This window comes from Shewanella mangrovisoli (assembly GCF_019457635.1).
GTDB classification, from domain to species: domain Bacteria; phylum Pseudomonadota; class Gammaproteobacteria; order Enterobacterales; family Shewanellaceae; genus Shewanella; species Shewanella mangrovisoli.
In genome coordinates this window covers 1,254,869-1,268,921 of sequence record NZ_CP080412.1, presented here as the reverse complement: position 1 = coordinate 1,268,921, position 14,053 = coordinate 1,254,869, and the positions used below count along the sequence as shown (strand labels likewise).

Annotated in this window: 9 protein-coding genes; 6 read left to right on the top strand and 3 right to left on the bottom strand. The window is 50.8% G+C overall.

Features of this window, described 5'->3' with window-relative positions:
* Positions 1–21: 21 nt before the first annotated feature.
* From torC to torD, 3 genes are all read left to right on the top strand, one after another.
* Positions 22–1,200, top strand: coding sequence for a pentaheme c-type cytochrome TorC (gene torC, locus K0H60_RS05610; protein ID WP_011621843.1), 1,179 nt, complete (start codon positions 22–24; stop codon positions 1,198–1,200).
* Between the two features lie 15 nt (positions 1,201–1,215).
* Positions 1,216–3,705 carry a trimethylamine-N-oxide reductase TorA gene (torA, locus tag K0H60_RS05605; RefSeq protein ID WP_220057529.1) on the top strand — a complete coding sequence of 830 codons (2,490 nt, stop codon included), beginning with the start codon at positions 1,216–1,218 and terminating at the stop codon, positions 3,703–3,705.
* A gap of 67 nt (positions 3,706–3,772) precedes the next feature.
* Entirely contained in the window at positions 3,773–4,402 is a 630-nt protein-coding gene (gene torD / locus K0H60_RS05600; protein WP_220057528.1) for a molecular chaperone TorD, read from the top strand.
* 253 nt (positions 4,403–4,655) lie between these two features.
* Here the strand turns inward: torD and torS are convergent, their stop codons facing one another.
* Positions 4,656–7,709, bottom strand: a complete 3,054-nt coding sequence (gene torS, locus K0H60_RS05595) for a TMAO reductase system sensor histidine kinase/response regulator TorS (protein ID WP_220057527.1) — start codon at positions 7,707–7,709, stop codon at positions 4,656–4,658.
* A gap of 56 nt (positions 7,710–7,765) precedes the next feature.
* Here torS and torT point away from each other — a divergent pair, with 56 nt between their 5' ends.
* Entirely contained in the window at positions 7,766–8,833 is a 1,068-nt protein-coding gene (gene torT / locus K0H60_RS05590; RefSeq protein ID WP_220057526.1) for a TMAO reductase system periplasmic protein TorT, read from the top strand.
* An 8-nt stretch (positions 8,834–8,841) separates the two neighbouring features.
* Here the strand turns inward: torT and torR are convergent, their stop codons facing one another.
* Positions 8,842–9,552: a two-component system response regulator TorR gene (torR, locus tag K0H60_RS05585; RefSeq protein ID WP_086903690.1), complete on the bottom strand. Its 711-nt coding sequence runs from the start codon at positions 9,550–9,552 to the stop codon at positions 8,842–8,844.
* 200 nt (positions 9,553–9,752) lie between these two features.
* Here torR and K0H60_RS05580 point away from each other — a divergent pair, with 200 nt between their 5' ends.
* Positions 9,753–10,124: a PilZ domain-containing protein gene (locus K0H60_RS05580; RefSeq protein ID WP_041412950.1), complete on the top strand. Its 372-nt coding sequence runs from the start codon at positions 9,753–9,755 to the stop codon at positions 10,122–10,124.
* 87 nt (positions 10,125–10,211) lie between these two features.
* Here the strand turns inward: K0H60_RS05580 and radA are convergent, their stop codons facing one another.
* Positions 10,212–11,576, bottom strand: coding sequence for a DNA repair protein RadA (gene radA / locus K0H60_RS05575; protein ID WP_011621836.1), 1,365 nt, complete (start codon positions 11,574–11,576; stop codon positions 10,212–10,214).
* Between the two features lie 102 nt (positions 11,577–11,678).
* Between radA and K0H60_RS05570 the strand changes: the two genes are divergently transcribed.
* Positions 11,679–14,051, top strand: a complete 2,373-nt coding sequence (locus tag K0H60_RS05570) for a PilZ domain-containing protein (RefSeq protein WP_220057525.1) — start codon at positions 11,679–11,681, stop codon at positions 14,049–14,051.
* Positions 14,052–14,053 lie beyond the last annotated feature (2 nt).

The window sequence follows — 14,053 nt, the reverse complement described above, 5'->3', positions numbered from 1 at the left end:
TGATACTTTGAGGACGCTATTATGAAGTGGTTAATCAACCTCTGGCGCACACTAAACAAACCCACAAAAGCTCTCACCTTAGGCGCTGTCAGCATCAGTGCTTTTATCATGGGCATCATCTTCTGGGGCGGATTTAACACCGCACTGGAAGCTACCAACACCGAAGCCTTCTGTATCAGCTGCCACAGTATGGAGAGCAAGCCTTACCAAGAGTTACAGGAGACTGTGCATTGGTCGAATCACTCAGGCGTGCGCGCCACCTGCCCCGACTGCCACGTGCCCCACAACTGGAGCCGTAAGATTGCCCGTAAGATGGAGGCTTCCCACGATGTCTGGGGCTGGTTATTTAACACGGTCAACACCCCTGAAAAATTTGAAGCTAAACGCCTCGAAATGGCGAGCCGCGAATGGAAACGTTTCGATCGCGACAATTCTCTGGCCTGTAAAAACTGCCACAACTACAACTCGATGAAGTGGGAAAGCATGTCACCACTGGCGCAAAAACAGATGAAACGCGCCGCCGAAATCGACCAAAGCTGTATCGATTGCCACAAAGGCATTGCCCACCATTTACCTGAAATGGGCACGGCTCGCGCACCCGAACTCATCGCCGAAGTGGGCGCTGGCGTCAGCTCAGTCGAAACCAACCAAACCTACTACAGCGCCCTGACTAAGCCACTGTTCTTTAGTGAAAAAGGTGATGTTGAAGCTGGTACCTTAAACGTGGCCACTAAGGTCAAAGTGCTCGAAACCCAAGGTAAGCGCATCAAAATTGGTATCGATGGCTGGCGTAAGAAAATCGGCGCAGGCCGCGTGATCTACATGGACTTTGGCGTGAACATTCTGTCGGCGCAGTTAAGCAAAGATGCAGCCGAAACCGAAGGTGTTATCCAAACCTTTGAAGAGAAAGAAGACCCAATGACAGGCCTGAAATGGCAACGGGTTGAAGCCCAAATCTGGACCGATAAGGATTACCTGCTCACCGAGCTGCAACCACTCTGGGGCTATGCCCGCGATACGTTCCGCTCAAGCTGTAGTGTGTGCCACACCCAGCCAGATGAAGCGCATTTCGATGCCAATACCTGGCCAGGCATGTTCCAAGGCATGTTGGCCTTCGTGAACATGGACCAAGACACCCAAGCGCTGGTGCAAAAATACCTGCAGGAACATTCGTCAACCTTCGTGAAAAAAGAGCACTAATTCGGGAGTAATACCATGAACAGAAGAGACTTTTTAAAAGGCTTAGCCTCAACCTCTTTCGTTGCTTTAGGTGGCAGCTCAGTGTTAGCGCCCTTAAATGCACTGGCCAGCACAGGGCTAAATGAAGACGAATGGCTGACCACGGGCTCACACTTCGGCGCCTTTAAAATCAAACGTAAAAACGGTGTGATTGCCGAGGTTAAAGCCTTCGATTTAGATAAATATCCAACGGATATGATTAACGGTATCCGCGGCATGGTCTATAACCCATCTCGCGTGCGTTACCCTATGGTTCGCTTAGACTTTTTACTGAAAGGCCATAAGAGCAATACCCAGCAACGGGGAGATTTCCGCTTCGTTCGCGTGACCTGGGATAAAGCATTAAAACTGTTTAAACACTCACTCGATGAAATCCAAACCAAGTACGGTCCATCGGGCTTACACGCTGGGCAAACCGGTTGGCGCGCAACGGGGCAACTGCATTCCAGCACCAGCCATATGCAGCGTGCGGTGGGAATGCACGGCAACTATGTGAAGAAAATCGGTGACTACTCCACCGGTGCAGGCCAAACCATTCTGCCCTATGTGTTAGGTTCGACCGAAGTGTATGCCCAAGGTACCTCTTGGCCGCTGATCTTAGAAAACAGCAACACTATCGTGCTCTGGTCAAACGATCCTTACAAAAACCTGCAAGTGGGTTGGAACGCCGAAACCCATGAGGCCTTCGCTTACCTCGCGCAGCTAAAAGAGAAGGTCAAACAGGGCAAGATCCGCGTGATCAGTATCGACCCTGTGGTCACCAAAACTCAGGCCTACCTTGGCTGTGAACAGTTATATGTGAACCCACAGACTGACGTGACACTGATGCTGGCCATCGCCCATGAGATGATTACCCAAAAGCTTTACGATGAAAAATTCATCCAAGGTTACAGCTTAGGTTTCGAAGAGTTTGTGCCTTACGTGATGGGCACTAAAGATGGTATCGCCAAAACCCCAGAGTGGGCGGCGCCAATCTGTGGGGTTGAACCACACATCATCCGCGATCTGGCGAAAACCTTAGTTAAGGGCCGCACCCAAATCATGATGGGTTGGTGTATTCAGCGCCAACAACATGGTGAGCAACCTTACTGGATGGCCGCAGTCCTCGCGACCATGATAGGCCAAATCGGTTTGCCCGGCGGCGGCATCAGCTATGGTCACCACTACTCCAGTATTGGTGTGCCTGCGACAAATGCGGCGGCGCCCGGCGCCTTCCCGCGTAACTTAGACGAGAACCAAAAACCCCTGTTCGATAGCACCGACTTTAAAGGCGCGAGCAGCACCATTCCCGTCGCCCGTTGGATTGATGCGATCCTCGAACCCGGCAAAACCATTGATGCCAACGGTTCGAAAGTGGTGTATCCCGATATTAAGATGATGATTTTCTCGGGTAATAACCCATGGAATCACCATCAAGACCGTAACCGCATGAAGCAAGCCTTCCATAAGTTGGAATGCGTGGTCACTATCGATGTGAACTGGACGGCGACTTGCCGCTTCTCCGACATAGTGCTGCCCGCCTGCACCACCTATGAGCGCAACGATATCGACGTATATGGCGCCTATGCTAACCGCGGTATTTTGGCGATGCAGAAGATGGTAGAGCCTTTGTTTGAGAGTTTGTCAGACTTTGAAATCTTCACTCGCTTTGCCGCGCTGATGGGTAAAGAGAAAGAATACACCCGCAATATGAGCGAGATAGAGTGGATAGAAACCCTCTATAACGAGTGTAAAGCCGCGAACGCGGGTAAGTATGAGATGCCAGATTTTGCCACCTTCTGGAAGCAAGGATATGTGCACTTTGGTGATGGCGAGCTGTGGACACGCCACGCCGACTTTAGAAACGATCCTGAAATCAATCCATTAGGTACGCCTTCTGGCTTGATTGAAATCTTCAGCCGTAAGATTGAACAGTTCGGTTATGACGACTGCCAAGGCCATCCAATTTGGATGGAAAAAGCCGAGCGTAGCCATGGCGGCCCGGGTTCAGACAAATATCCTGTGTGGCTACAATCTTGCCATCCGGATAAACGTCTGCACTCACAGATGTGTGAGTCGAAGGAATACCGCGAAACTTACACAGTCAACGGCCGCGAACCCATCTATATCAGTCCAGTGGATGCCAAAGCGCGCGGCATTAAAGATGGCGATATAGTGCGCGTCTTTAACGACCGTGGCCAACTGTTAGCGGGCGCCGTGGTATCGGATCGCTTCCCTAAAGGCGTAGTGCGAATTCATGAAGGCGCATGGTATGGCCCAGTGGGTAAAGATGGCAGCGTCGAAGGTGGCGCCGAAATCGGTGCCCTGTGCAGCTATGGCGACCCGAATACTCTGACCTTAGACATTGGCACCTCTAAGTTGGCTCAAGCCTGCTCAGCCTATACTTGTCTGGTCGAGTTTGAGAAATACCAAGGCAAAGTCCCTAAGGTCAGCTCCTTCGATGGTCCTATCGAAGTCGAAATCTAACCGAGCCCACAAGGCGATGCGTCTAGTCAACTAGGCGCATACCACTGTTAATCTTGAGGAACATGCGATGAGCAACGTCGATATCAATCATGCCAGAGCCTTAGTGTATCAGCTGCTGTCTTCTCTGTTTGCCCGTGAAATTGATGAGCAGCGCCTTAAGCAACTCACCAGTGAGCAAGCGCAGCAATTCTGGACACAACTGGGTTATGCACCCGAGTTTAGTGCGCCAGTCGCCAGCATACAGAAGGTGCTGAATGGCTTAACGAGCGATGAAGCCTTGCTCGAACTTGCCGCCGATTATTGTGGTTTATTCCTCGTAGGCACAAAGCACAGCGCCTCACCCTATGCCAGCCTGTACTTGAGCCGCGAGGATGAACCCTTGCTATTTGGGCAGCAGCATCAACAAATGAGCGAGTTTTTACACCAGAGCAAACTACAAGTGCAGAGTCATTTCCCAGAACCTGCCGATCACTTAGCCGTGATCCTCGCCTATATGGGACACTTAGCTTGCCACAGTGAAGATGCAGCCCAATTAAGCTTTCTAAACGCTTGTATAGACTCATGGTTAGCCAAGTTTGTCGCTAAGGTCGTTGAGTGCGATAGCAAGCACAGCAATGGCTTTTACAGCGCCCTCGCCACACTCACCCTAGCTTGGGTGCAGCAAGATAAACAGCAGTTAGAACAGTCAATGCAATAATCGCCACCAGCCTAAAGCCCGTGTAGCGCTAAACCTAAGTAGCGTTAAACCAGAGTAGCGTTAAACCAGAGTAGCATTAAGGCTCAAGGTAATGGCTCATGTCTCGTCCTGAAATAAGTTAACAAAAAGCGGCTCATTAGAGCCGCTTTTTTATCACTCGATTTGCATTGATTAGGCAGAAATACGTGCTGCTTATGTACTACTCAGGACGACTCACTCCTAGCGCTAACCTCTTATCGATAAGCCTTTGCTGCTAGCCCTTTGTTGCCAACCATTGCTCAATCGCTGTTATCGACGCCTGCCAGCAGGCGGTTAATTCAGTCACCGCCTTGCTATCCAATGCATTTTCCCCTGTGGTGTTGAGTGCTTTCTCCCACTGCTGACAACTCTGAGTCAATGCTTTTAGCCCCATGCTGGCACTGCTGCCCTTAAGCGAGTGCAATAGTTTTGCGCCCTCGCTGAAATGCGCCACAGAGCTTAGCGCCGAGAGTCGCTCCATTTGCTCGGCACTGGAGGTTCGATAGAGCGTCAACATATCACTCACGGCTTTCACGCCTAACACCTCGAGATCTTGCTGTAACTGGTTAAGATCTAACAAGGTTTCTACTTGATGACTCTGACTGGCCAGTTCAGCCTTATTCGCCGATAGAAGCGATTGTGCCGATTGCGACGATGACTCACCTAGTGAAGCAGGCATTGAAGCAGGCACACGCGCAACACCTAGCCATTCTGTCAGGGTTTGCAGGCTCAAGGGTTTAGCTAACACAGTATCAAACCCCGCCTCCCGATAGAGGCTAAGATCCTCCGTCTGCATCTGCGCGGTAAAGGCGGCAAATTTCACCTTGCCATTGGCGAATAACGCCTTTAACTGGGGTAATAGGGTGAGCCCTGAGCCATCACTCAGCTGAATATCGAGCATCACGGCATCGAATGCCTTATCACCACTCACATGCGCCAGCGCCTGCTGACAACTGACGACCAAGCTGGAACTGTGGCCTAAATGCGCCAAAAACCCCTGCGCGACCATGGCATTGACCTTGTTGTCTTCAATCACTAACACCCGTTGGGGATTAACCTGTTTTTGCACCTGAGTTTGCGTATCTAATGCCTTATCACATTGGGTAAAGCTCAGCTCAAAACCAAACTCACTGCCCTTGCCTGGCTCGCTCTTGACCCAAATGCCCTGCCCCTCGGCATCCATCAGTTCAACTAACTGTTTGCAGATGGCAAGCCCCAAACCTGTCCCACGGCTGCGCCCCTGATTAGGCAATACGCAGTAAGGCATAAATAATTGCTCACGCACCTCGGGCGCAATCCCCACGCCAGTATCGGCCACCACAAAGGCCAACTTATCGCCTTGCACGCTGACATTGAGACTCACGCCGCCTTCTGGGGTGAATTTAATGCCGTTACCAATCAAGTTAAACAGCACTTGCCTCAGCTTAGGGCCATCGATCTGAATACACGCGGGTAACTGGGGACGATTCAGCCTTAAGCTCAATCCCGCCAAATTGGCGCCCGCCACCATAATCGCCAGCACTTCATCGAGCAGGGCATTGATATCCGTTGGCCGCGGTTCATTGGTTAAATTACCCTGCTCGAGGCGAGAGAAATCGAGAATATCGTTGAGCACGGTTTGCAGCAGCGTGCCGCTGTATTGTGACAATGCGAGCATCTGTTGCTGCGCTGGCGGCAGCTGACTATGGCCGAGTAAGGTAAGTGTCCCGAGTAAGCCGTTGAGCGGGGTGCGAATCTCATGGCTCATGGTCGCCAAGAATTGGGATTTTGCCTGACTCGCCTCCTCGGCAACGATTCTTGCCTTAGCGTGGCCTTTGGCCTCCGCATCGAGGCGCAGGTTGGCTTCGGCCAATTCCTGTGTGCGCGTAGCCACGGTTTGTTCGAGGGCTTTTTTATGCTCGGTCAGCTCATCGGCGACCTGACGTAAATCCGTCTGTAATTTCAGGTTATGGGCGGTTTTTCGCTTAAATGCCTCGATGGCATTGGCCATGGCAGTCAACTCATCGTCGCCGTGGGCATCGAGGCTCACATTGGTGTCTCCTAAACTTAAGCGCGACATGGCTTCGGTTGCCTGATTTAACCTCAAGGCAATGCCGCGATAGATCACCCGATAAACCACAACAGCTATGATAACCAACATTAATATGCCCGTGCCCCACAGCCCCAAGCGGGCGTAAGACAACTGCATTAAGTAATCACTTCGCGCCAGCTCAGCCCGCTGCTGCTGTTGATTAAGCGCACTGTCCACCCGCGTATTGAGGCTATAGAGTTTTTCCGCTAACTCCTGCTGCTGACGCTGTTGGCGCTGCAGGCTTTGGCTCAGTTCTCGCTGTAATTTAATGATTTTTGGGGTATGGAGAAGAATAGCCAGCTCCGCCTTTAGCGCATTGAGCCTGCCAGGGTCGCGGATAAGCTCAGCCACTGTGGTGAGCGCCATTAAATCGATACCCATCTCTTCCACTGGCGCCTCAGTGGTCGCCAGCTCGATAGCCGTCCCTTGCTTTGGATGATCTGGATGATGCTGCGCCATGGGGTGTGATGGTGCCGTGCTGGCAAAGGTGGCCAATAAACGGGGAACACTCAATTTCAGCTCAGACTGTAGTTCGGATGCCTCAAATAACTGACTGAGTAGCGCAATTTGATGCACTAACTTGAGCGCACGGTTGAGCTGCTCCTGCACATCTAACTCTCGCTCAATCACATCATCGAGCAATTGGCCACTGCGCTTATCCCCCGCCATATCTGGATAGGCTTGGCTGAGTTTTGCCAAAATCGCCGAGTCGACAACCGCCAATTCAGATTGCAATAGCTCAGAGGCTCGGCCTGCGGCAACCGATAATTCGCGGGCCCTGAGCTGCAACTCATCGCCTAAGGTAATACGTTGGCCTACACTCTTACCCAGTAAGGTTAATTGCTCGATGATTTGCCCAGCTAATACGGATAAATGATTATCTTCGTTCACATCCAGTGTTAGTAACACTTTGATGCTATTTAACATTGTGGCGCTTTCGAGGCTGAGCTTACGGCCGATAAATTCCCGCTGCCGCTCATCCTCCACTTGGCCTAACTGGGTCACGCCATCGGATAAAGCATTTGAGGCCTGCACTAATTGGCGCGCGGCTTGAGAGGCGGGTAAGGACTCCTCATACAGGTAACTGTCGGCCTGTTTGAGCCAATGCAAACTCAGACTACCTAAGCTAACCAGTAGCAACAGCAATACCCCAAGCACGCCGAAGGCGAGCATGAGTCTGCCGGTTAAACTACTTCGCGATAAAGATAAAGGCGCCACACTTGTTCCTTCTGTTACAATGCCTTCGAGATAATCACTGTGGATGATACGAGACAATGGGAAAATTTTGGCAAGCTTTGCTCACACTCACCACTTTTGGGCTGTTATGTTTACCGACTGCTGACGCCAACAGCCAAACTTGGCCATTGGAGCAACGCCATCCCTTTAATGCCAAAATTCAACAGGCACAGGCACTTGATTATCATCCCCTGACTAAAGCACAACAGGCTTGGCGCATTTGTGCCTTAGTGCCTCATCTTAAGGACGCCTATTGGATTGGCATCAACTACGGCCTGATCCAACAGGCGAAACACCTCGGCGTGTCGCTGGATCTGTTCGAAGCAGGCAGCTACTACCATCAAGATAAACAGCTCGAGCAATTAAGCGCCTGTATGAAGGGTGATTACGACGCGATTTTGCTCGGCGCCGTGAGTCCCAATCTGCTCGAACAGTTTTCTGAGCCGTTAACCAAACCCGTGCTCGCCCTAGTCAATAAACTCAATGCAGAGCAAGTGCAGACCCATATCGGTGTTAACTGGTATCAAATGGGACTGAGCGCGGGCAATTTTATTAAGGCAGATGCCAAGGCGCATTCGCCCACCCAGCCAACTACCTTGGCCCTCTTAGCGGGCCCTGAAAACCTAGGCGGCACAGATTTAGTCGAACAAGGCATTCGCCATGCCCTCGAGGGCAGCAATGTCAGTATCAGTGCGATTCAGCATGCCGATAACAATCGCAATCTCTACCGCGACCAATTACAGATACTGCTTAAAGCCCAGCGCCCCAACTATATTCTCGGCAGTGCCGTGGCGATAGAAGCCGCCGTCAGCACCCTCAAACAAAAACAGCTGACGCAAGACATTAAGCTGGTGAGCAGTTACTTATCTCCTGCGATTCTACGCGGCTTGAAACGCCAAAAAGTGGTATACAGCAATGATGACTTGGTCGTGTTACAGGGCAAACTCGCCATCGATGTCACGGTAAAACAGCTCGAAGGCGCTGCGCCTTTTGGCGATATAGGTCCTGCTATCGTTGAGCGCACGACCTCACCAAATACCCTATCGGATCTTAGCGTTAGCCTCGCCGAAGCGGATTTTTATCCTTTATATCAAGTACGGCCTTAATCTTTACCCTAGTCCTCCACCTTAGCGGCAAATAAATAACCCTCACCATGGACAGTGACAAAGAGTTCGGGATTAAGCTTATTACGTAGGCGGCGGATGATCACATCTATGGTTCTGTCATTCACATCCTGATTGCGATGACTGGTTTGCTGCATTAAGCGCTCGCGGGAAAGTACCTGCTGGGGATGCAAAGCAAAGGCGGTTAACAACTCAAACTCGGCCTTAGTGAGCTTGATTATCTCCTCCCCTTGGCGCAACTTACGGCTGTTTAATTCAAGCCGATAACCTTCAAAACTCATCACATCGTCGGGCTCGGATAATTCCTGCACCAGCGCTTGTTCGGCTTGTTTTACCAGAGAAATCCGCCACAGTAGATTTTTAACCCTAACCAATAGCTCCCGCAGCTCGAAGGGCTTAGTCACATAATCATCGGCGCCCATCTCGAGACCAACGATTTTATCAATTGATTCATCACGGCCAGAGACCAAGATAATCCCCACATGGGAGCGGCTACGTAACTCACGGGTTAAACTTAAGCCATCCACCCCAGGCAGATTAATGTCCAACATAATTAAATCAATATGTTGACGATTAAACTCATGCCACATCTGCTCGCCATCGGCCGCCTCGACAACGCGGTAACCTTCTTTTTCAAAATACCCTTTCAATCGAGCACGAATCACCGCTTCATCATCGACAACGAGCACACTATAGGCCATGTTCTACATCTCTTATTTTGCTTAACTGAATTATTCATACTTTTTCATATTTGCATATGAGGAAAAGGTAAAATATGCGATCTCCGTTACTTTCTGGCACAAAAAACTGCCGAACTTTTACAGTAACATCAATATGACATATGCTTAGGCATATTGATTGGGGTGAGCACTAACAAACTATGAACAATAAAGAAGTCGTGATTGATGAAAGACGAAAGTTCTCGCGGATCCTCTTTGCCGCTAGCGCATCGGTACACCAAGGTGATAAACAGTGGCAAACCACCATACTCGACCTCAGCCTAAATGGCGCACTGGTGGACGAACCTGCCGGATTTAGCCATACGGATGCGCCTATCACCCTCAGTTTTACCCTACCGGGCTCGGATATTGAGCTGCAAATGGAAACCGAGTTAGTGCATCAACGCAACCAACAACTGGGGCTCAAGTGTAAATTTATCGATGTTGACAGCATCAGCCACCTCAAACGCATCGTTGAGCTGAACTTAGGTGATGCGTCGATACTGAATCGTGAATTAGCGCTATTTATCGAGAAACACAACAGCGCCGATTAAGTGGAAAAGTTGAGTGTGAAACTGGCTGCACCGCCTAAGAACCCATAAAAAAACAGCGCCATTGGGCGCTGTTTTTTGTTTTGATGATTATATCGCTTCGAGGGCTTCGGATAATTTTGCCACGCCCACCACTTCCATGCCCGCAGGCGGCTTTTTCGGCACATTGGCACGGGGCACAATCGCCCGCTTAAAGCCATGTTTGGCGGCTTCGACGAGGCGTTCTTGACCATTGGGCACGGGACGAATTTCCCCAGATAAACCCACTTCACCAAACACCACTAAATCGCTCGGTAAAATATCGCCACGGAAACTCGACACCATCGCCAGCAACAAGGTTAAGTCGGCACTGGTTTCCGTCACTTTAACCCCGCCAACGACGTTCACAAACACGTCTTGATCCGACATTTGTAACCCACCATGGCGATGCATCACCGCCAGTAACATGGCTAAACGGTTCGCATCCATCCCCACCGCCACGCGGCGCGGGTTCGACATGGCCGAATTGTCCACCAGCACCTGCAATTCAACCAGCAGCGGACGCGTGCCTTCCCACACCACCATCACTAAGGAGCCTGAGGATTCCTCCTCGCCACGGGAGAGGAAAATTGCCGAAGGGTTAGCCACTTCCTTCAGGCCACGCTCGGTCATGGCGAACACGCCTAACTCGTTAATCGCCCCGAAACGGTTCTTGTGGGAACGCAAGGTGCGATAACGGCTGTCGCTATCCCCTTCAAACATCACGGAACAATCGATACAGTGCTCGAGCACTTTAGGCCCGGCGAGGCTGCCGTCTTTGGTCACATGGCCGACCATGATCACGGCAATGCCGTTTTGCTTGGCAAAGCGAGTTAAATAGGAGGCCGATTCACGCACCTGCGACACACTACCGGGGCTCGACGCCACATCGCTCATATGCATAACTTGAATAGAGTCGACGACGATGACTTTTGGCGACTCTTGCAGGGCGACTTCGCAGATCTGCTCCACACTGGTCTCGGATAACATCCGCAGTTTATTGGTTGGCAACCCTAAGCGATGGGCGCGCATAGCGACTTGCTGCAGGGACTCTTCGCCCGTCACATAGAGCGCAGGCATTTGCTCGGCTAAATGGCACAGGGTTTGAAGTAACAGCGTACTCTTACCGGCACCGGGATGACCGCCAATCAGAATCGCAGAGCCTGGCACTATGCCGCCCCCGAGCACGCGGTCGAGCTCGCCAAAATGGCTCACAATCCGTGGCAAGGCATTGAGGTCAATTTGGTCTAAGGTTTTGACTTCGCTACTGCCCGCACCGGCATAACCCGCAAACTTAGTTCCCCGTCCGGGCGAGGCAGCGCCTAAACGCACTTCAGTTATCGTATTCCACTCCTGACAAGCACTGCATTGCCCTTGCCAGCGAGGAAAATCCTGTCCACACTCATTGCACACGTACGCGGTTTTATTCTTTGCCATAACTTATTAAAATCTGTATAAAATCAATTTAAGTAACTGTGAATACTGCCGACATTAGACTATCACAGCACGGCATAAAATCAGCATTAGAAAAGACCCTACATGAGTTTAGATAACCATAATGCACTCATAGAACAGCTCAAGCCGCTACTCATGGAACCGAATTTCCAAGAGATTTTTCAGCAGCTGACTGCCGATGAAAACAATTCGACCCGTTTTCTGTTGAAAATGGAGTTGAATCGTTTGGCTTCGCCCTGCACTCGGATTATCGATCTTAGGGACAAGTCTGAATTGCCCTGCACCGAAGTCATGCTCGGCCAGCAGCGCCATTTTCTCGATGAGCCCGCCAAGCATAGTCTGCAAGCGGCTATGTCTTTATACCGCAATAAGTACACCTTAGGGGTGTATGAATACGTCATCAATGCCCATCAACAGCGGCGACAAAAACTGCGTCAGGTGACACAACAACCGGATGGTGTCGAACCCGAACCTTTTATGGTGCCCGGTGTAGTGCTCGGCAGTTATTTTAACCGCGCAGAAGAGCGGATGAATTACAGTATCCGCATTGCGGTGTCGCAACCCGGGCGAACCGAAATGCCGGGGATCACCGTCGATTTATCGGTGGGCGGGGCACGTATTCGCTTAGCGGCGAATCATCCCTTCGACCTCGACAAGCCCCTCAAGGTCAAGCTGCTCGAGCTTAGTGAAGAATATTACTACCCCGATTTACAACTCGGGGTCGATTATCAGATTGTCGATAGCCAAACCAATGGTGAATTCATTTGGTTACGCTTGCGCCGGATTGGTGGCACGGATGCCCTAGGTGAAATGCTGGGCAACTTAATCCGAGGCTACAAGCTCCGTTATAAGCTGGATGTGAATGATGTCTTAGTGACGGCGTCGGGTCTGGGGTTCGAGCGTCATTACCTACCGCACCTGCCACATTTGCCTTTGTTTCTCAATCAGCAGTCCCAATCCATCAGCCATATGTTGCTGAGCCGCGACAATCAGCAGATAGTGCATTATTTTCAGGATGAGAATGATATCAGCCAGTTGCCCGCCATGCTGACGCCAGCAAGGCTCTCGGCGCTGGTCAATCATCCCGAAAACCCCGACTACGGATTGTTTTTTAGCTTTACCTACAACGCCCAAGGCTCCCTGTATTTTTACTCGGCCACTTTAGCCGAATTAAAAGCCAAGGACATGACGTCTTTATTCCTCGGTTTTGCCTCAACGAAACCGAGCTGGCGTATTTTCAAGCTCATCCCAGATAAGATTTACCATGCTAAAGGCTATCGCCGTGCGACCTTGCCGGGGGATGATGCCAAGTACAGCCCGCTGGTGGAGCAGCAATTGTCCCAGTTCAGCCATATGCTGCAACTAATAGACCTTACCAATGAGGATGAAAGGGCTAGCTACAAGGCCTGGCAGGACGATAGCAATGCCAATGCGCTCAAAGCCTTTGGCCAACAGCGCCTAACAGCACACCAAATCAAGCCGGTTTCGATGCAATTTAGTGAGCGTCGACAGGAAGCGCGTTTTGCCTTCAAAACCTTAGTTAATGTGTCGCAGGGAGCCTTAAAAGCGACGGGGATAAGCTTAGATATTTCTGGTCGAGGGATGCAGCTGACTCTGGATAATCCGACTGAGTTTGCGACCAACAAGCCGATAATGATCAGTTTGCCTAAGTTGCAGACCATTGCCGGTAAAACCCAACTGGATAATTTACCCTATCGCCTAGTGCGTACCCGTAAAAATGGCGTGACACTGCATTTAGCCGCAGTGATGGGTCACACGCCCCACGTTGGCGTGGAGTTTTTAAATAAACTGATCGCCCATAACCGTGAAAAACTCGAACAGCTAACCGAGAACAATAGCGAGATAAAAGAGCTGGCCGATGGATTGAAAAACATTCTGTTGCGCGAGCTGCATTCGGTGCCCTACTTTGTTGAAAAAACAACAAAATCGGCACAGGTCGCCTGTTTAGGGGTCAGCACTGAGCATGATGAGATCAGCGATATTTTTGCCGCTGGCTCCTCGGATACCTTGCAATATAATCTCGCACCGCTGCTAAAAGATGGATTCTTCAAACGGGATATTCTCGATCCTATCCGCCAAATGAAGCCGCAACAGGATATGGATTTTATTGAGGTATTTATCCAATTGACTCGCCAGTCCCGCGGTCAATTCCATTTAAAATGTGTTCCCGCCACCGAGCTTGGGGATGCGCAGGCCAAAATCGCCTTTATCAACCAAAGTAAATTGGCGGGACGCTTTATGGCGCTGCGGATTTACCGTGGCGCTACCGAGAAACCGGATATGGGTTATCTGCGCCGCGAATTGGAATACATCAATATCCACGCCAACCACAGGGCGAAACAACTCGAGGAACAACTCTGGCGGATTATCGGCGTAGGGGAGCTACTCGATATCACCCAAGAGGTGGAGCTGCGCTACCCTGCGCTGCAAAAATAAGC

Bases quoted from the DNA above. Each gene is read 5' to 3' on its own strand.
- torA (WP_220057529.1), top strand. From the start codon at position 1,216: ATGAACAGAAGAGACTTTTTAAAAGGCTTAGCCTCAACCTCTTTCGTT.
- torD (WP_220057528.1), top strand. From the start codon at position 3,773: ATGAGCAACGTCGATATCAATCATGCCAGAGCCTTAGTGTATCAGCTG.
- torT (WP_220057526.1), top strand. From the start codon at position 7,766: ATGGGAAAATTTTGGCAAGCTTTGCTCACACTCACCACTTTTGGGCTG.
- torR (WP_086903690.1), bottom strand. From the start codon at position 9,552: ATGGCCTATAGTGTGCTCGTTGTCGATGATGAAGCGGTGATTCGTGCT.
- K0H60_RS05570 (WP_220057525.1), top strand. From the start codon at position 11,679: ATGAGTTTAGATAACCATAATGCACTCATAGAACAGCTCAAGCCGCTA.
- torC (WP_011621843.1), top strand. From the start codon at position 22: ATGAAGTGGTTAATCAACCTCTGGCGCACACTAAACAAACCCACAAAA.
- radA (WP_011621836.1), bottom strand. From the start codon at position 11,576: ATGGCAAAGAATAAAACCGCGTACGTGTGCAATGAGTGTGGACAGGAT.